The sequence below is a fragment of the Streptomyces sp. NPDC045026 genome (assembly GCF_056432625.1).
The window spans coordinates 364,835-382,368 of sequence record NZ_JBWKIS010000004.1; the positions used below are offsets into that span (position 1 = coordinate 364,835).

Sequence of the window (17,534 nt, forward strand, 5' to 3'; positions counted from 1 at the left end):
CCCCGTACGCACCTGCCTCCACCCCGCGTGACCTCACGCGGGGGCGCTGACGCATACGCGTACCCCTTCACACCTTCATCGCTGCCCTCCCCTGCCTTCTGCGTGGAGCACCCATGAGCATCAGCCATGCCCCGCCGGATCCGGCCGTCGTCGCGAAGTCGCCCGGCCCGGACGCCGCCCCCGCCGACTCCGATGCCGAACCCGCCGGTCGTCCCGAACTCGTCCAACTCGTTCCGTCCTCCACCCGCCGCACTCGGGTCCCGAGGTGGCTGCGCCGCACATCCGGACCCGTCCTCCTGCTCATCCTGTGGCAACTCCTCAGCAGTACGGGCGTATTGACCGCCGACGTCCTCGCGTCGCCCGGCACCATCGCCCGCGTCGCCGGCGATCTCGTCGCCGACGGGTCGCTGCCGAACGCCATGGGGGTCTCACTCCAACGCGTCGCGATCGGCCTGCTGTTCGGCGTCGTCGTCGGCACGGGGCTCGCCCTCGTCTCGGGCCTGTTCCGGGTCGGCGAGGACCTCGTCGACGCGAGCGTGCAGATGCTGCGGACCGTGCCGTTCGTCGGCCTGATCCCGCTGTTCATCATCTGGTTCGGGATCGGCGAGGCGCCGAAGATCGCCATCATCACGCTGGGCGTCTCGTTCCCGCTGTATCTGAATGTGTACGCCGGAATCCGCGGCGTGGACGCGCAGTTGATCGAGGCCGGAGAGTCGCTGGGGCTCTCCCGGTGGGGTCTCGTACGCCATGTGGTCCTGCCGGGCGCGCTGCCCGGGGCGATGACCGGGCTGCGGTACTCGCTCGGGATCTCGTGGCTCGCCCTGGTCTTCGCCGAGCAGATCAACGCGGACGCCGGCATCGGCTTCCTGATGGTGCAGGCCCGCGACTTCCTGCGGACCGACGTCATAGTCGTGTGCCTGATCGTCTACGCGTTCCTCGGCCTGCTCGCCGACTTCGTCGTCCGTACCCTCGAAAGGCTGCTGCTGCAATGGCGACCGACGTTCACCGGCCGGTGACCAGCACCAAGTCCCTGTCCACAGAGCCCCGTTCGGCCGTACGCGTGGTGGGGCTCACCCGCTCCTTCGACGGGCGCGCCGTCATCGACCGCCTCGATCTCGACGTACAGCCGGGCGAGTTCGTGGCGCTGCTCGGCCGCAGCGGCTGCGGCAAGTCGACCCTGCTGCGCATCCTCGCCGGGCTCGACCGCGACATCGAGGGCACCGTGCTCGTGCCGCGCCGCAAGGCCGTCGCGTTCCAGGCGCCGCGCCTCATGCCGTGGAAGCGAGTGTGGCGCAATGTGCTGCTCGGGCTGCCCGGGAAGCCCGAACGGGCAGTCGCGGAGCGGGCGTTGGAAGAGGTCGGCCTCAGCCACCGTGCGAGCGCCTGGCCCAAGACGCTCTCCGGCGGCGAGGCCCAGCGCGCCTCGCTGGCCCGCGCCCTGGTGCGCGAGCCCGACCTGCTGCTGCTCGACGAGCCGTTCGGCGCACTCGACGCGCTCACCCGCATCAAGGCGCAGCGCCTCGTCGACGAGCTGTGGCAGCGGCGCGGCTGCGCCGTCCTCCTGGTCACGCACGACGTCGAGGAGGCCGTCCTGCTCGCCGACCGCGTGCTCGTGATGGACGAAGGCGTCATCGCGTACGAGACCAAGATCGACCTGGAGCGTCCGCGCGGGATATCCGACCCGCGCTTCGGCGAACTGCGCACCGAGCTGCTCCACCGTCTGGGGGTCGACGCGCCGGAGGCTTCCTCTCCTGCCGCTGCCGCCGCCTGACGTCCCGTCACACTTTCCCACCCCTATATCCCCTACACACACCACCCGTACCGGCGCACCGCCCTACGGCCATTTTGGTCTGCGCCCGACAGACTCACGCCGGCCATGAACCCACGAAACGGACTCCCCGATGCGACGACGCCTCGCCCCCGCTCTACTGCTCCCCCTGGCCCTGCTGCTCGCCGCCTGCTCCGGCACCTCCGCCGCCGATACGTCCACGGGCGGTTCGGGCGGCGGCAGGACCGACGGCAAGGGAGCCCTCACGCTCAACGTCGGTGATCAGAAGGGCGGTTCGGAAGCCGTGCTGCGGGCCGCCGGAGAGCTCGACGACCTCGACTACAAGATCCGCTGGTCGACCTTCACGTCCGGGCCGCCGCTCCTCGAGGCCGTCAACGCCAAGGCGGTCGACATCGGAGGGGTCGGCAACACCCCGCCCGTCTTCGCGGCCGGCGCCAACTCGAAGATCTCCGTCGTGGCGGCCAGCCACGGCACCGCGAAGGGCGACACCATCCTCGTCCCGAACGACTCGAAGCTGAAGAAGCCCGAGGACCTCAAGGGCAAGTCGATCGCCGTGGCGCAGGGTTCGTCCGCGCACTACCAGCTCGTCGCGTCCCTGAAGAAGGCGGGCCTGTCCCTGAAGGACGTGCAGGTCAAGTACCTCCAGCCGGCCGACGCGCTCGCCGCGTTCACCGGCGGCAAGGTGGACGCCTGGGCCGTCTGGGACCCGTACACCTCCCAGGTTCTGCGGGGGAAGCAGGGGCGGGTGCTCACCGATGGGGACGGGATCACCAACGGGCTCGCGTTCCAGATCGCGGCGCCGTCCTCGCTCAAGGACGGCAAGAAGGCCGCCGCGATCGGTGACTACCTCAAGCGGCTCAAGCGAGCCCAGGACTGGGTCTTCAAGCATCCCGAGGCATGGGCGAAGGTCTGGGCGAAGGACACCGGGCTGCCGTACGACGTCGCCCTGGACGCGGTGAAGCGCACCAACGGCACCCGGGTCACCGTCGCCGTCGACAAGCCCGCCATCGCCTCGGAGCAGCAGATCGCCGACACCTTCACGGCACTGAAGCTGATCCCCCGGAAGATCGACTTCGCGTCGTTCGTGGACACCCGGTTCAACGGTGGCCTTCCGGCATCCACGACCGCACCCCGCACCCTCGGCAAGGAGTCCTGACGATGAGCGTCCACCTTCACTGGTTCCTGCCGACCGGCGGCGACGGCCGCACGCTCGTGGACCGGCACGCCTACACCGACGGGGGCGTCAAGCGCTCGCGGATCGCCCCGGTCAGCGGCGTGCGCGCGCCCGACATCGAATATCTGGCCCAAATCGCCAAGGCCGCCGAGCAGTTGGGGTTCGAGGCGGTACTGACACCGACGGGCACGTGGTGCGAGGACGCCTGGCTGACGACGGTGGCGCTCGCCCAGCACACCGAGCGGCTGAAGTTCCTGGTTGCCTTCCGGCCCGGGGTGATCTCGCCGGTGCTCGCCGCCCAGATGGCGGCGACGTATCAGCGGATCACGCGCGGGCGACTGCTCCTGAACGTGGTGACGGGTGGTGACTCGACCGAGCAGCGGCGCTTCGGCGACCATCTCGACCACGACCGGCGCTATGCGCGGACCGACGAGTTCCTGTCCGTCGTCCGCGGGGTGTGGAGCGGGCAGCCGTTCGACTTCGACGGTGAGCACTACCAGGTGGAGGGCGGTCTCACCGCGCTGCCGCCGGACCCGCTGCCGGAGATCTTCTTCGGCGGTTCCTCGGCGGCGGCGGGCCCGGTCGCGGCGCGGCACACGGATGTGTACCTGACCTGGGGCGAACCGCCCGAGCAGGTGAAGCAGAAGATCGACTGGATCAGAGGCCTCGCCGAGAGGGAGGGGCGCACGGTCCGCTTCGGGATCCGGCTGCACACCATTTCGCGCGACTCGTCGGCGGAGGCGTGGGCTGCGGCGAACCGGCTGCTCGACGACCTGTCGCCGGAGACGGTGGCCGCCGCCCAGGAGGCGCTCGGCCGCAGTGAGTCGGTCGGCCAGCAGCGGATGCTCGCGCTCCACGGGGGCTCGCGCGACGACCTGGAGATCTCGCCCAACCTGTGGGCGGGCGTCGGTCTGGTGCGGGGCGGCGCGGGCACGGCGCTCGTCGGCAGCCACGGCGATGTCGCGGACCGGATCGAGGAGTACCACGCGCTGGGCGTCGAGCACTTCGTCCTGTCGGGGTATCCCCATTTGGAGGAGGCGTACTGGTTCGGGGAGGGCGTGATCCCGGATCTGGCGGCGCGCGGACTGCTGCCGCGGCTCCCGGCGTCCCCGCTCACCAGGCCTGCCGTCGGAGGCGCGCCGCTTCTGGTCGCCGGGGGCCGCTGAACCGTCGCGCGCCGAGTGCGGGAAGATCCACGACCCCGGCACAGTTAGTAGAACCGTGAACGATATCGGGGTACGGGACACAGCGGGCGCGCGTGAGGTCGACGTGGTCGTCATAGGCGCTGGGCAGGCAGGACTGTCCAGCGCCTATCACCTGCGCCAGGCCGGCTTCGAGCCTGAGCGGGACTTCGTGGTCCTCGACCACTCACCGCGTCCCGGCGGCGCCTGGCAGTTCCGCTGGCCTTCACTGACATACGGCAAAGTGCACGGCATGCACGCGCTGCCGGGCATGGAACTGACCGGCGCGGACCCGTCCCGGCCGTCGTCAGAGGTGATCGCGGCGTACTTCTCCTCGTACGAGGAGACGTTCGACCTGCGGGTGCGACGTCCCGTCGATGTGCGCGCCGTACGGGAGGGAGACAGCCGCAGGCTCCTCGTCGAGACGTCCGACGGGACGTGGTCGACGCGGGCGCTGATCAATGCGACGGGGACCTGGGACCGGCCGTTCTGGCCGCGCTACCCGGGACAGGAGACGTTCCGCGGGCGTCAGCTCCACACCGCGATCTACCCGGGTCCGGAGGCGTTCCGCGGACAGCGGGTGATCGTGGTGGGCGGCGGGGCCTCCGGTACGCAGCATCTGATGGAGATCGCGCCGTACGCCGCTGCGACGACGTGGGTGACGCGCCGGCCGCCCGTCTTCAACGAGGGTCCCTTCGACGAGAACTTCGGCCGCGCGGCGGTCGCCCTGGTCGACGAGCGGGTCCGAGCCGGGCTGCCCCCGCAGAGCGTGGTGTCGGTCACAGGACTCCCGTTGAACGACGCGATCCGGCAGGCCCGCGCCGATGGTGTGCTCGACCGGCTGCCGATGTTCGACCGGATCACACCGTCCGGCGTGGAGTGGGACGACGGACGGCGGGTCGACGCGGACATCATCCTGTGGGCCACGGGTTTCCGGCCCGCGATCGAGCATCTGGCGCCACTGAAGCTGCGCGGGCCCGGCGGCGGCATCCAGGCGGAGGACACCCGGGTCGTCGCCGATCCGCGGATCCACCTGGTGGGCTACGGGCCTTCGGCCAGCACGATCGGCGCCAACCGCGCGGGGCGCGCGGCCGTACGGGACATCAAGCGCCTGCTGGCCGGGGCGCCGGCCGCCGTGTGACGCACCGGCGCGCCCCGATCAGGCACGACCCGCTCGAATACGACCGGCTCGGGCACGGCCCGATCAGGCGGACGACGGCTTGCCGCTCGTGCGCAGCTTGTTGAACTCCGAGACGTTCTTCTGCTGTTCGTCGAAGTCCGCCGTGAAGCGGGTGTCGCCGGGCTTGACCGTCACGAAGTACAGCCAGTCCCCCTGCGGCGGGCTGATCGCGGCCTTCATGGCATCGGCCCCGGGGTTGGCGATCGGGGTGGGCGGCAGCCCCATCCGGACATAGGTGTTGTACGGATTCTCGGCCCGGGTCTCCTTGGTGGTGGTGTTGAGTGTGGAGCGGTTGAGCCCGTAGTTGATGGTCGAGTCCATCTGGAGCGGCATGCCGTGGTCGAGCCGGTTGTAGATGATGCGGGCCACCTTCCCCATGTCTGCCTTGGTGGCAGCCTCGGCCTGCACGATGCTCGCGATGGTGAGGGTCTGATAGGGGTTCACCCCGTCCCGGTCGGCTCCCGCCGTCACCTGGCTGCCGTTCAGCTTCTTGTTGGCGGTGTTGACCATGTAGGACAACAGGGTCGCCGGAGTCGACTTGTCGTTGACTGGATACGTCGCCGGGAAGAGGTAGCCCTCCGGGTTACCCCCCGCGTCCCCGGGGAGTTTGAGGCCGGCCTTGGGCACCGCCTTTTTGGTCGTACCCGCCGGGACATTGAGGGCCTTGTCCAGGGCCTTGTAGACCTGGCCCGCGCGCCAGCCCTCGGGGACGGTCAGCGCCTGCGGCCGCTTGTCACCGCCCCCGTTGCCCGGGAGAAGGAGCGGCACCACTACGGCGGCAGCCGCCGCCACGAGGGCCCCACCCGCGATCAGGGAGGCGCGGCCCCTGCGGGTCAGTCGCATCGTGGTTCTTTGCGGAGTCTCGTTCAGCATGGCCGAACGCTAACCCGCAAAGGGTGACAAACCAGGCATATCTTCGTGCGGGTGGCTCCACTTGGGCGTCACCCGCGCACCCCGGCACGGGCTAGCTCGCGGGCTCCAGTTGGGCGTCTCTGCGGACCAGGGCGGCATAGCGGCCGTCCCGCTCCAGAAGCTCCTCGTGGGTGCCCCGCTCGGCCACCTGCCCGCCGTCGAGGACGACGATCTGGTCGGCGCTCCGGATCGTGGAGAGCCGGTGGGCGATCGTCACCGTCGTGCGATCGGCCGACAGTGCGTCGATCGCCTCCTGCACGGCGAACTCGGTGCGGGTGTCCAGGGCGCTCGTCGCCTCGTCGAGGATGAGGATCGGCGGGTCGCGCAGGATGGTGCGGGCGATGGCGAGGCGCTGCTTCTCGCCGCCGGAGAACCGGTGGCCGCGCTCTCCGACGATGGTGTCGTAGCCGTCGGGCAGGGAGGCGATGTGCTCGTGGATCTGGGCCGCCCCGGCCGCCGCGTGCAGCTCCTCCTCCGTGGCGTCGGGCTTGGCGAAGCGGAGGTTCTCCGCGACCGAGGCGTGGAAGAGGTACGTCTCCTGGGAGACGACGCCGATGGCTCGGGCGAGGGTGTCGAAGTCCAGGTCGCGCACATCCACCCCGTCGAGCGTGACGCGACCGCCCGTGACGTCGTACAGACGCGGCACCAGATAGCTGAGCGTGGACTTGCCCGAACCCGTGGGGCCGACGACGGCCAGGCTGCCGCCCGCGGGAACGGTGATGTCGATCCCGTCGAGTATCGCCGCACTCTTGCCGTCGGCGACGTCATAGCGGAACTCGACGTTCTCGAAGCGGACTTCGCCCTTGATCGCGTCGAGGCGGACGGGCTTCTCGGGCTCGGTGATGTCGATCGGCAGGTCGAGGTACTCGAAGATGCGCTGGAAGAGCGCCAGTGAGGTCTGCATCTGGACGCCGGTGGCGAGCAGGCTCACGGTCGGCCGGAACAGGCCCTGCTGGAGCGAGACGAACGCGACCAGGGTGCCGATCGAGACGGAGGGGCCGCCGAGCTGGAGCGCGACGCCCGCGACCCAGTAGATGACGGCGGGCATGGCGGCCATGACGATCGTGATGACGGCCATGCGCCACCGCCCCGCCATGTTCGACCGGACCTCGAGGCCGACGAGCTGCTCGGACTCGTCGGCGAACGAGCGGGTGAGCGAGTCGGCGCGCCCCATGGTGCGGCCGAGGAGGATGCCGCTCACGGAGAGGGACTCGGTGACCGTGGCGGCCATCGCGGCCATCTGCTTCTGACGCTGCGTGGTGATCTTCTTGCGCTCACGGCCGACCCGGCGGCTTATCCACACGAAGACGGGCAGCAGGAGCAGCGAGACGACCGTGAGCCGCCAGTCGAGCGCGACCATCGCCACGATGGTGGCGACCACGCTGGTGAGGTTCGAGACCAGGGACGTGGCGGTGGAGGTGACCGTCGCCTGCATGCCGCCGATGTCGTTGGCGATGCGGGACTGGACCTCGCCCGTGCGAGTCCTGGTGAAGAAGGCGAGCGACATGCGCTGGAGCCGGCCGTACACGGCGGTGCGCAGGTCGTGCATGACGCGCTGGCCGACGGTCGTGGAGATCAGGGTCTGCAGGACGCCGAAGATGCTGGTCACGACGGCGCTGAGGATCATGCCCAGGGCGAGCAGGCTCAGCAGGCCGGTGCGGCCTTGCGGGATCGCGGTGTCGAGGATCTCCTTGAGCAGGAAGGGCGTGGCGACCGAGACGAGCGAGGCGGCGCCGACGAGCAGACCGACCAGCGCGAGGCGGGCGCGGTAGGGACGGAAGAGGGCCAGGATGCGGCGCATCTGTCGCGGCTCCGGCGACGTGGTGTCGGAGGGCGACGGCGTCCAGCCGGGTGCGTCGTGATGCATGAGCCTCCTACGGGTGGCGATTCGAGGTCTCAGGGAGCATAGCTCATTGTTACCTATACTCACAATGAACAAGGTCCTGATATTGTTCCGTACATGAGTACCCCGGACGCCGACGGCCTTCTCGCGGAACAGCTGCTCCGGCTGACCCGACGGCTGCAGCGGATCCAGAAGCGCCATCTGGAGCCGATCGGGATCACACCCGCCCAGTCCCGGCTTCTGCGCACCCTCGTGCACTACGACACCCCGCCGCGCATGGCCGACCTCGCCGAGCACCTCGAAGTCGTGCCCCGCGCCGTGACGACCCTGGTCGACGGTCTCGAGACGGCCGACCTGGTGCGCCGGGTACCCGATCCCACCAACCGCAGGGTGATCCGCATCGAGCTCACCGAGCTGGGGCGCAAAGCACTTCGTGAGTTGCGCAGCGCGCGCAGGACCGCCGCAGAGGACATCCTGGCTCCATTGAGCCCCGACCAGCGCGCCCAGTTGGGCGTCCTCCTGAACGCGCTGTTCGAGACGCCGTACGACCACCGCTGTTAGCCCCGGGCCGACAGCGGCCGAAGAGAGGTTGGAGAGGCATGCCCCTGCTGGAGCCGAAGCCGGAAGCGCTGCGCCCGGGACCGCACGCGGGAGGCCCGGCGCCCGACCGGGTACCGGACGCGCAGGCCGGCGGGACCCCGGAGCCGCTCCGTTCCGAGCTGGCCAGGCTCCTGGGGGCGGACAAGGTCCTCACGCACATCTCGGACCTCGTGCGGTACGCGTCGGACGCGAGTCCCTACCGTTTCGTGCCGCAGGTCGTGGTGGTCGCCGAGGACATCGACGATGTGTCGGCCGTCCTGTCGTACGCGCACGGAAAGGGCCGTGAGGTGGTCTTCCGCGCGGCGGGCACGTCGCTGAACGGGCAGGCGCAGGGCGAGGACATCCTCGTGGACGTCCGCAGGCACTGGGCGGGCATCGAGGTCATCGGCGACGGCGAGCAGGCCCGGATCGGCCCGGGGACGACGGTCGTGCGCGCCAACACCACGCTCGCGCGGCACGGCCGCGTGCTCGGCCCCGACCCGGCCAGCGCGATCGCCTGCACGATCGGCGGGGTCGTCGCGAACAACGCGTCGGGCATGACGGCGGGCACCACCAGGAACTCGTACCGGACGGTCGCCTCGCTCACCTTCGTGCTGCCCTCGGGCACCGTGGTGGACACGGCAGACCCCATCGCCGACGATCTGCTGGCGCACGCGGAACCGGCGCTGTGCGCGGGCCTGTTGGAGATCAAGGACGAGATCGAGGCCGACGCCGAGCTGGTCGCCCGCATCCGCGCCAAGTACGAGATCAAGAACACCAACGGCTACCGACTGGACGCGTTCCTGGACGGCGCGACGCCCGTGGAGATCCTGCGCGGCCTCATGGTGGGGTCCGAGGGGACGTTCGGCTTCATCTCCGAGGTCGTCTTCGACACACTGCCCCTCGACCGGAAGGTCTCCACGGCCCTGCTGTTCTTCTCCTCGCTGCCCGCGGCGGCAGCGGCGGTCCCGCTGTTCAACGCGGCGGGCGGGATCGCCGTAGAGGTGATGGACGGCAATACGCTCCGGGCCTCGGTGAGCGTGCAGGGCGTGCCCGCCGACTGGGCGCGCCTGCCCAAGTCGACGACAGCGCTCCTGGTCGAGTTCCGCGCGCCGGACGAGGCGGCCCAGGAGCGCTACGAGGAGGCGGCCGCCGAGGTGCTGGCAGGGCTCGAACTGGTGGCGCCCGTGGCCTCGGTGACCAACGCGTTCACACGGGACGCGAAGACGATCGGTGGCTACTGGAAGGCCCGCAAGGCGTTCGTGACGGCGGTCGGCGGATCGCGCCCCTCCGGGACGACGCTGATCACCGAGGATTTCGCGGTGCCGCCGTCGCGCCTGGCCGAGGCGTGCGAGGCGCTCCTCGAACTCCAGACCCGGCACGGCTTCGACGCCGCCGTCGCCGGTCATGCGGCGCACGGCAATCTGCACTTCCTGCTCGCCTTCGACGCGGGCAGGCCCGAGGACGTCGAGCGGTACGCCGCGTTCATGGACGAGTTCTGCCGTCTCACCGTCGAGCGTTTCGACGGGTCGCTCAAGGCCGAGCACGCCACGGGGCGCAACATCGCGCCGTTCCTCGAACTCGAATGGGGCACGAAGGCCACGGAGTTGATGTGGCGCACCAAGCAGGTCATCGACCCGGGCGGCATTCTCGCGCCGCGTATCGTCCTCGACCGCGACCCCAAGGCCCATCTGCGCGGCCTGAAGACGATCCCCAAGGTGGAGCTGATCGCCGACCCGTGCATCGAGTGCGGCTTCTGCGAACCGACGTGTCCCAGTGAGGACCTGACGACCACACCCCGCCAACGGATCGTCCTGCGTCGCGAGATGATGCGCCAACCCTCCGGTTCGCCGGTCGAGGACGGGCTCGTCGAGGCGTACGGGTACGACGCGGTGGACACGTGCGCGGGCGACTCGACCTGCAAGCTGGCATGCCCGGTCGGCATCGACACGGGCGCCTTCATGAAGGAGTTCCGCCACGCGCGGCACACCCCGCGCGAGGAGAAGGTGGCCGCGTTCACCGCGAAGAACTTCAAGGCCGTCGAGGCGTCGGCGCGGCTCGCCGTGGCGGCCGCCGACAAGATCGGCGACCGGCTCCTGACCTCCGTGACCCAGGCCGCCCGCAAGGCCGTCCGCCCCGACCTGGTGCCGGAGTGGCTGCCGGAGATCCCCGCTGCCGCCGCCCGGAAGCTGCCCCGCACCGCGCGCGTGGGCGCCGCCGCGGTCTACTACCCGGCCTGTGTGAACCGTATCTTCGGCACCCCGGGTGACGTGTCGCTCCCGCAGGCCATGGTCGCCGTGTCCGCGCGCGCGGGACGGCCGGTCTGGATTCCGGACGATGTCGCGGGGACGTGTTGCGCCACGATCTGGCACTCAAAGGGGTACGACGGGGGCACCACCGTCATGGCGAACCGGATCGTCGAGGCGGCCTGGGGCTGGACCGCCGGCGGCAGACTGCCGCTCGTCGTCGACGCCTCGTCGTGCACGCTCGGCATCGCCCATGAAGTCGTGCCCTATCTGACGGACGACAACAGGGAGTTGCACAAGGAGCTCAAGATCGTCGACTCGATCGTCTGGGCTGCGGACGAGCTGCTTGCGCACCTCACGGTGCACCGGACGGTCGGTTCGGCGGTCCTTCATCCGACGTGCTCCATGGAGCACCTCGGCGATGTGGCGCAGTTGCGGGCCGTCGCCGAGGCCTGCGCCGACGAGGTCGTCGTCCCTGACGACGCCGGGTGCTGCGCCTTCGCGGGCGACCGGGGCATGCTCCACAAGGAGCTCACCGAGTCGGCCACGCGCAAGGAGGCGGCCGAGGTGACCGCCCGGGACTTCGACGCGCATCTGTCGGCGAACCGCATGTGCGAGGTGGGCATGGACCACTCGACGGGCCGCGGCTACTACTCCGTGATCGTGGAGCTGGAGCGCGCGACGCGTCCCTAGGGTCGGTGGCCCCCAGGGCCTTGTCAGGCCAACTTCCGTCTCTCCGCTACCCGTAGGTCCCCAAGAGTCTGTAAAGAAAGTCCAACTCCCGGACCACTTCCGCCCCTTGCGTCCCCGTGTCGTCCCCCTCCAGGGTGGCAAGCGCTTGCAGCGCAGCCACCTATCGATGGAGGTCCGATGCACGACGACAACGCGACACCGGCACCCGACGCGAGCCACGAGCACCCCGAGCAGGCCGGACACGACGCAGCCGGGCAGTCCCGCAGGGCCGTACTGCGGACGGCCGGCATCGCCGGGGCGGGGCTCGGGCTCGGCGCGTTCACCGGTGGCACGGTGCAGGCCGCCGGCGGGCAGGCCGAGGCCGGGCGGAGCGGGGCCGGGCAGGCCGGGGCGGCGGCCGAGGCCCCGGCCCGGAAGGGCGAGACCATGGTCGGCGTGCCCTTCGAGGGGCGTTCCACCGTGCGGGTCGGCATCATCGGACTCGGCAACCGCGGCGGCAGCATGATCGATCTGTTCCTGGCGATCCCAGGGGTCCAAGTGGTCGCGCTCTGCGACCCGGTGAAGGACAAGACCGCGAGAGCGGCGGCCAAGGTGACGGCCGCGGGCCAGCCCGCCCCGGCGACGTACACCAAGGGCGATCACGATTTCGAGAACCTGTGCAAGCGGGGCGACATCGACTTCGTGTACGCGGCGACGCCCTGGGACTGGCACTTCGAGATGGCCAAGACGGCGATGCTGAACGGCAAGCACGTCGGTGTGGAGTGTCCGATCGCCCTCCAGCTCGACCAGCTCTGGGAGTTGGTCGATCTCTCCGAGCGCACCCGCAGACACTGCATGCAGCTGGAGAACTGCTGCTACGGCAGGAACGAGATGCGGGTCCTGCGGATGGCGCACGCCGGCAAGTTCGGCGATCTGCTGCACGGAGCGGGCGCATACAACCATGACCTGCGCGGCCTGATGTTCGACCCTGACTACTACGAGGGCCCGTGGCGGCGGCTGTGGCACACGCGGCTGCGCGGCGATCTGTACCCCAACCACGGCTTCGGCCCGGTCGCCAACTACATGGACATCAACCGTGGTGACCGCGTCACGCACATCTCCAGCTTCGGCACGCCCTCACTCGGCCTCGCCCAGTACCGCGAGGCCCACATGCCGAAGGGCGATCCGAGCTGGAAGGAGACGTACATCGAGTCCGACCGCACCATCAGTCTGGTCCAGACCGCTAAGGGGCGCGTCATCCGGCTCGAACACGATGTGTCCACACCCCACCCCTACTCGCGGATCAACAGCCTCGGCGGCACGAAGGGTGTGTTCGAGGACTACCCGGAGCGGATCTATATAGAGCCGGACCACACGAACGACTCCTGGGGTGACTTCTCCAAGTACACCGACTTCGACCACTGGCTGTGGAAGGAGCACTCCAACCCGCCGGGCGGCCACGGCGGCATGGACTACATCATGGTGTTCCGTCTGATGCAGTGTCTGCGGGTGGGCCTGGTACCGGACTTCGACGTCTACGACGCCGCTACGTGGACGTCTCCGGTGCCGCTGAGCCATCTGTCGATCAAGGCGAAGGGGGCGCCTCAGGCGATCCCCGACTTCACGCGCGGGATGTGGAAGAAGGCGCGGCCGGGGGTGGATTCCGAGAAGCCCGAGGAGGCCTGACGGCACGGGGGCCCGGCGGCTTCGTGCTTGCCGCCGGGCCCCCCGTGGCTCAACCCACCGTCTCCGCAGGGGATTTGGAACCCTGAGTCTTGGCAGGCTCCGGCGACTCGACCGGCCCGTCGCGGTCCTCCTCCGGTACGAACGCGATCTCGCCGCCCAGCACCTTCTTGGCCTTGGCCGTGTCGAGCGCGCCCTCCCAGCGGGAGACCACGAAGACGGCCACGCAGTTGCCGAGCAGGTTCGTGGAGACGCGCATGGCGTCCATGATGCGGTCGACGCCGAGCAGCAGGGCGACGGCACCCGCCGGGATGACGCCGAGTGCGGACGCGGTGGCCGACAGCGCGAGGAAGGCCGAACCGGGCACCCCCGCCATGCCCTTGCTGGTGAGCATCAGGACGATCACGACGGTGATCTGCTGGCCGAGCGAGAGGTCCACGCCGACGGCCTGCGCGATGAACAACGTGCCGATGGAGAGGTAGATCGACGCTCCGTCGAGGTTGAACGAGTACCCCGTCGGCAGGACCAGGCCCACGGCGTCGTCGCGGCAGCCGGCGTGGCGCAGCTTCTGCATCATGCGGGGCATGACTGTCTCGCTGGAGGCGGTGCCGAGCGCGAGGAGCAGTTCCTCGCGCGTGTAACGGACGAACTTCCACAGGCTCAGTCCGGTGACCGCCTTCATGGCGAGGCCGAGGAGCACGAGGAAGATCACGGCGACGGCGTAACAGACGCCTATGAGCTTGCCGTACGTCGACAGGGCGCCGAGGCCGTACTCGCCCACGAGGTGTGCCGTCGCGCCGAAGACGGCGAGCGGGGCCAGCTTCATGATGAATCCGACGACGGCGAAGACCACTTCCTGGCCCTGTTCGATGGCGGGCAGGATCGCGGGGACCTTGGTGTTGCCGAGGTGCAGCAGGGCTGCGCCCACGAGGCAGGCGAGGACGAGCACTTGGAGCAGCGAGTTCTCGGCGAAGGCGCCGACCGCACTGTCGGGGAGCGAGTGCAGGATGAAGTCGCCGGTCGACGGGAGCGAGCCGCCGCCGGTCTTGTCCTCGACGGCGGACGCGTCCAGCTTGGACGGGTCGACGTTCATGCCGACGCCGGGGCCCGCCAGGTTTCCGGCGAGCAGGCCGACGACGAGGGCGACGGTCGTCGCCGCCTCGAACCAGAGGAGGGCCTTGAGCCCGATGCGGCCGAAGGCCTTGAGGTCTCCGGCCTTGGTGATTCCGGCGACGACCACGCAGAACACAAGGGGCGCGATCATCGCCTTGATGAGCCGTACGAAGCCGTCGCCGAGCGGCTGGACGGCTGTGCCCGCGTGGGGCCACAGCCGTCCGACGACGACTCCGATCACGAGTGCGCAGGCGACCTGCGCGAACAATGAGGTGCGTAGTACGCGTGCGGCGCGTCGCGGCAGGGACGGTACGGACTGCGGCACGGGCATTCCTCCGGAGCAACGTCAGTGACTTGTGCGGATTCTGCTATGCGGAAGTTGGATTCCAATTCCCTTCCGCGAAGCGTCACTATGTCGGAGTAGCCGCTTCCGTAGAAGACCCCGATGTCACATCGGCGTAAATCTTGGACATTGCTCCAAGACCTGGGCGCCCGCGCCTACGGCCGCGCCCCAGCCGTGCCCCTCAGCAGTGCCTGCGGTCCACCGTCAACGCACCCTGCACTGCGACCAGTTCGCGGTCGTAGCAGCCGTCGGTGCTGGTCAGACGGTATCGCTCACGACTGGTACCCACCGCGTGCCGTTGTTCCCGCGGAACGTTCGCCGTGTACGAGGCGTCACCCGTGTAGGTGTCGTCGAGCACCGTCCACGCCGTGCGGCTCGCGCCCGTGGCCCGTCCCGTCCCGGCCCGGTCGCCGAGCTCGATCACGGTCCGCAGCCGGTTGTCCGCGTCGAGCGTGGTGGCGCCGTCCATCGTGTAAGTCCGGTTCGTGCGAAGGATGTCGTGGCCGGAGACGACGGTCTGGCGGTCGCTCCAAGTCCCCTTCAGCGCGTCGTTGTTCTCGCCGTCGGTCCAGCGGTGCGTGGACGTGCTGGTGAGGTCGCGGGTGACGGTGGTGGCGACGCGGCCGTGCGAGGTGTTCACATAGCCGGACACCGTCAGCCTGTGCCCGCCACGTGCGTCGAGGCGGTACTCGTCCGTGCCGGGCGTGTACGTCGTCGAGCCGGCCGGCTCGCTCTCCTTGTGGCCGGTCAGCGCGCCGGTGACGCGCGAACTCCCGCCGTCCTGCCAGACGAGCACGTTGACCGGGACACTCCAGCCGCTCTGGCCTTTCGGGACACCCACGACGGAGACGTCTATCTGGTGCGGACGGCCGTCATCGAGGAGTCCGGCGAACGGCGTCAGGTCGTACTGGAGGGGCCGGACGTCGAAGGCTCCCGGGGCCGGGACCACGTACCAGAGGAAGGGGTTGGACCAGCCGCCCGTCCAGACGTTCGGGAACGGCGAGGCGATGCCTGCGAGGTGGCCGTCCACAGAGATCTGCACCTCGCGGTACGGTCCGCCGTCCGCCTTGCATGAGTACGGGACCTCGTTCGGCACCGCCAGGTACCAGAACTCCTCGCAGCCGCCGCCCGATCCGGTGGCGTACACCTCGGCGACGATGCGCTCACTGTTGCGCGGGGCGGTGAGTTTGCCCTGGTCGAGGGTGAGCACGCGGTCCGGGGTGTCCGTTTCGGGCTGCCGCTTCGCGTGCGGCTCGGCGGCGTAGAAGGTCAGGGTGGCCTTCACCTCGATGACACCGGTGTACGTGTCGTCGACAACGTTGCCTATGAGCATCTCGACCGGCTGGTCGGCCCGCAGGGTGTCGCTGTAGCGGGTGACGTCCTTTTCCACATTCCAGGCGATGCCGTCGGGCGAGGGCTCGGGGGTGGAGGTGCGCAGGACTTCCACGCCACCGATGTGCAGATAGCCGAGACGGTCGAACTGCCGGCCCTTGACCTTGCCGTCGAGGCGCAGGACGACCTTGCTCCACCGGTCTCCGCAGCCCTTGGGCGGGGTGTAACTGCCCTTGTAGGGCGTGAAGTCACGGAACTCGGTCTCCGCGAGCGTCACACGGCAGGACTTGCCGGCCGGCTTCGCCACGGGCGGTGTGGCAGTGATCGGGTCGTGCCAGTCGGTGCCGAACTCGGCGGGTGAGGTGGCGGATTGGGGCGCGACGGTGGCGTTGGCGCCTGTGGATGGGGGCGCGGACGAGTGGGGTTCGGCGGAGGCCGCGTTGGCCTGGCCGGCGAGGGCAGCGGCCGCGAGAGTCACCGCGGCGAGCATGGACATGACGCGTCTTCTCATGAGGGGTGTTGTACGGGGCGGACGCTGCCCCCGCAACAGCCCCTGACGCCGCACCGTCACCCCGCAACCCCAAGGCCGCGCTGCACCCCGCGGCGGCCCTCATGCCAGGCCGACGTCGGCAACTGGTGTCGCGTCAGCTCTTGAGTGACGCCTTGTCGCCCATCACCACGACCGGATGCTGCTTCGGGTCGATCGTGCGCAACAGGTACTCCATCCCGGACTTCGACAGGCTCACGCACGCCGAAGTGCCGCTGCCGTGGTCCATGTGGAGCCAGATGCTGCCGCCCTTGGTCTGCCCCTCGGGCCGGGTCGGGTCGTTCGGCGCGGTGCCCTTCACGCGGTTGTAGTCGATGGCGATGACGTAGTCGAAGTCGTGCCAGTGCGACTTGGCCCAGTAGTGGGGGGCCTGGAACGACGCCGCCTGCGTGTACGGCAGCTTCGCGCCGGGGTCGGCGAGCACACCGCCCGCATCCGTGAGGGTGAACACTCCTATGGGGCTTCGCTTGTCGCCCTCGCGGTGGTCGGCGGTCCAGCCCTTCTTGCCGTTGTGCGCGGGCCAGCTGCGCGTCTTTTCCCAGGCCGAACCGGACTTCGTGTAGAGCACGACGGTCGAGTCACCGGAGTTCTTGCCGTCACCGTAGACCGCGACGACCTGCCCCGCGTCCTGCGGGATCTTCGACTGGAGCTGGTCGCCCACGTCGGGAATGCGCTTGAGGTCGACGGCCGGGCGGTCCTCCTGCCTGGCGTCGGCGGAGCCCGACTCGGCCTTCCGCTCGGTCCCGTCGCCTCCGCTCGAACCGCCGCAGGCCGAAAGGGTCATGAGAAGGACGCTGCAGGCCGCCGCAGCGACCGCCGTTCGAACCGCACCCGCGTTACGCATACGGTCCATGGTCGCACCACGCACCGGGTGACCCCGACCAGCCCTGCCTCCGGCGTCGAACGCGAGCCGAAACTTTGCCCCGCGGCGGAAAACCGT

13 protein-coding genes are annotated in these 17,534 nt (G+C 69.7%); 8 read left to right on the plus strand and 5 right to left on the minus strand.

Annotated elements, in window-relative coordinates; all coding sequences use genetic code 11:
• Positions 1–113: 113 nt before the first annotated feature.
• From AC07EJ_RS12190 to AC07EJ_RS12210, 5 genes are all read left to right on the plus strand, one after another.
• A complete protein-coding gene (locus AC07EJ_RS12190; protein WP_389476718.1) occupies positions 114–1,016 on the plus strand; it encodes an ABC transporter permease in 903 nt (300 codons plus the stop codon).
• Positions 989–1,771 carry an ABC transporter ATP-binding protein gene (locus AC07EJ_RS12195; protein WP_478884170.1) on the plus strand — a complete coding sequence of 261 codons (783 nt, stop codon included), beginning with the start codon at positions 989–991 and terminating at the stop codon, positions 1,769–1,771. Before AC07EJ_RS12190 ends, AC07EJ_RS12195 begins: the two co-directional genes overlap by 28 nt.
• Positions 1,772–1,901: 130 nt before the next feature.
• Positions 1,902–2,945, plus strand: coding sequence for an ABC transporter substrate-binding protein (locus AC07EJ_RS12200; protein WP_389476722.1), 1,044 nt, complete (start codon positions 1,902–1,904; stop codon positions 2,943–2,945).
• 2 nt (positions 2,946–2,947) lie between these two features.
• A complete protein-coding gene (locus AC07EJ_RS12205; protein ID WP_389476724.1) occupies positions 2,948–4,129 on the plus strand; it encodes an LLM class flavin-dependent oxidoreductase in 1,182 nt (393 codons plus the stop codon).
• A 55-nt stretch (positions 4,130–4,184) separates the two neighbouring features.
• A complete protein-coding gene (locus AC07EJ_RS12210; RefSeq protein ID WP_393584445.1) occupies positions 4,185–5,285 on the plus strand; it encodes an NAD(P)-binding domain-containing protein in 1,101 nt (366 codons plus the stop codon).
• A 63-nt stretch (positions 5,286–5,348) separates the two neighbouring features.
• On the opposite strand, the gene mltG is transcribed toward AC07EJ_RS12210, so the two are convergent.
• Both mltG and AC07EJ_RS12220 read right to left on the minus strand, forming a co-directional pair.
• On the minus strand, positions 5,349–6,197 hold the full coding sequence (mltG, locus tag AC07EJ_RS12215; protein WP_389476728.1) for an endolytic transglycosylase MltG: 849 nt from the start codon (positions 6,195–6,197) through the stop codon (positions 5,349–5,351).
• Positions 6,198–6,288: 91 nt separating this feature from the next.
• A complete protein-coding gene (locus tag AC07EJ_RS12220) occupies positions 6,289–8,103 on the minus strand; it encodes an ABC transporter ATP-binding protein (RefSeq protein ID WP_478884171.1) in 1,815 nt (604 codons plus the stop codon).
• A gap of 93 nt (positions 8,104–8,196) precedes the next feature.
• Between AC07EJ_RS12220 and AC07EJ_RS12225 the strand changes: the two genes are divergently transcribed.
• The 3 genes from AC07EJ_RS12225 (at position 8,197) to AC07EJ_RS12235 (ending at position 13,262) form a co-directional block, all read left to right on the plus strand.
• A complete protein-coding gene (locus AC07EJ_RS12225) occupies positions 8,197–8,640 on the plus strand; it encodes a MarR family winged helix-turn-helix transcriptional regulator (protein WP_389476732.1) in 444 nt (147 codons plus the stop codon).
• 38 nt (positions 8,641–8,678) lie between these two features.
• On the plus strand, positions 8,679–11,597 hold the full coding sequence (locus tag AC07EJ_RS12230) for an FAD-binding and (Fe-S)-binding domain-containing protein (protein WP_478884172.1): 2,919 nt from the start codon (positions 8,679–8,681) through the stop codon (positions 11,595–11,597).
• 177 nt (positions 11,598–11,774) lie between these two features.
• The gene (locus tag AC07EJ_RS12235; RefSeq protein ID WP_478884173.1) at positions 11,775–13,262 is read left to right on the plus strand and encodes a Gfo/Idh/MocA family protein; all 1,488 of its coding nucleotides are present in this window, start codon (positions 11,775–11,777) and stop codon (positions 13,260–13,262) included.
• A gap of 49 nt (positions 13,263–13,311) precedes the next feature.
• On the opposite strand, the gene AC07EJ_RS12240 is transcribed toward AC07EJ_RS12235, so the two are convergent.
• The 3 genes from AC07EJ_RS12240 to AC07EJ_RS12250 form a co-directional block, all read right to left on the minus strand.
• A complete protein-coding gene (locus AC07EJ_RS12240; RefSeq protein ID WP_389476736.1) occupies positions 13,312–14,703 on the minus strand; it encodes a cation:dicarboxylate symporter family transporter in 1,392 nt (463 codons plus the stop codon).
• A gap of 193 nt (positions 14,704–14,896) precedes the next feature.
• Positions 14,897–16,558: a peptide-N4-asparagine amidase gene (locus AC07EJ_RS12245; RefSeq protein ID WP_478884174.1), complete on the minus strand. Its 1,662-nt coding sequence runs from the start codon at positions 16,556–16,558 to the stop codon at positions 14,897–14,899.
• 133 nt (positions 16,559–16,691) lie between these two features.
• A complete protein-coding gene (locus tag AC07EJ_RS12250; protein ID WP_389476953.1) occupies positions 16,692–17,438 on the minus strand; it encodes a L,D-transpeptidase family protein in 747 nt (248 codons plus the stop codon).
• Positions 17,439–17,534 lie beyond the last annotated feature (96 nt).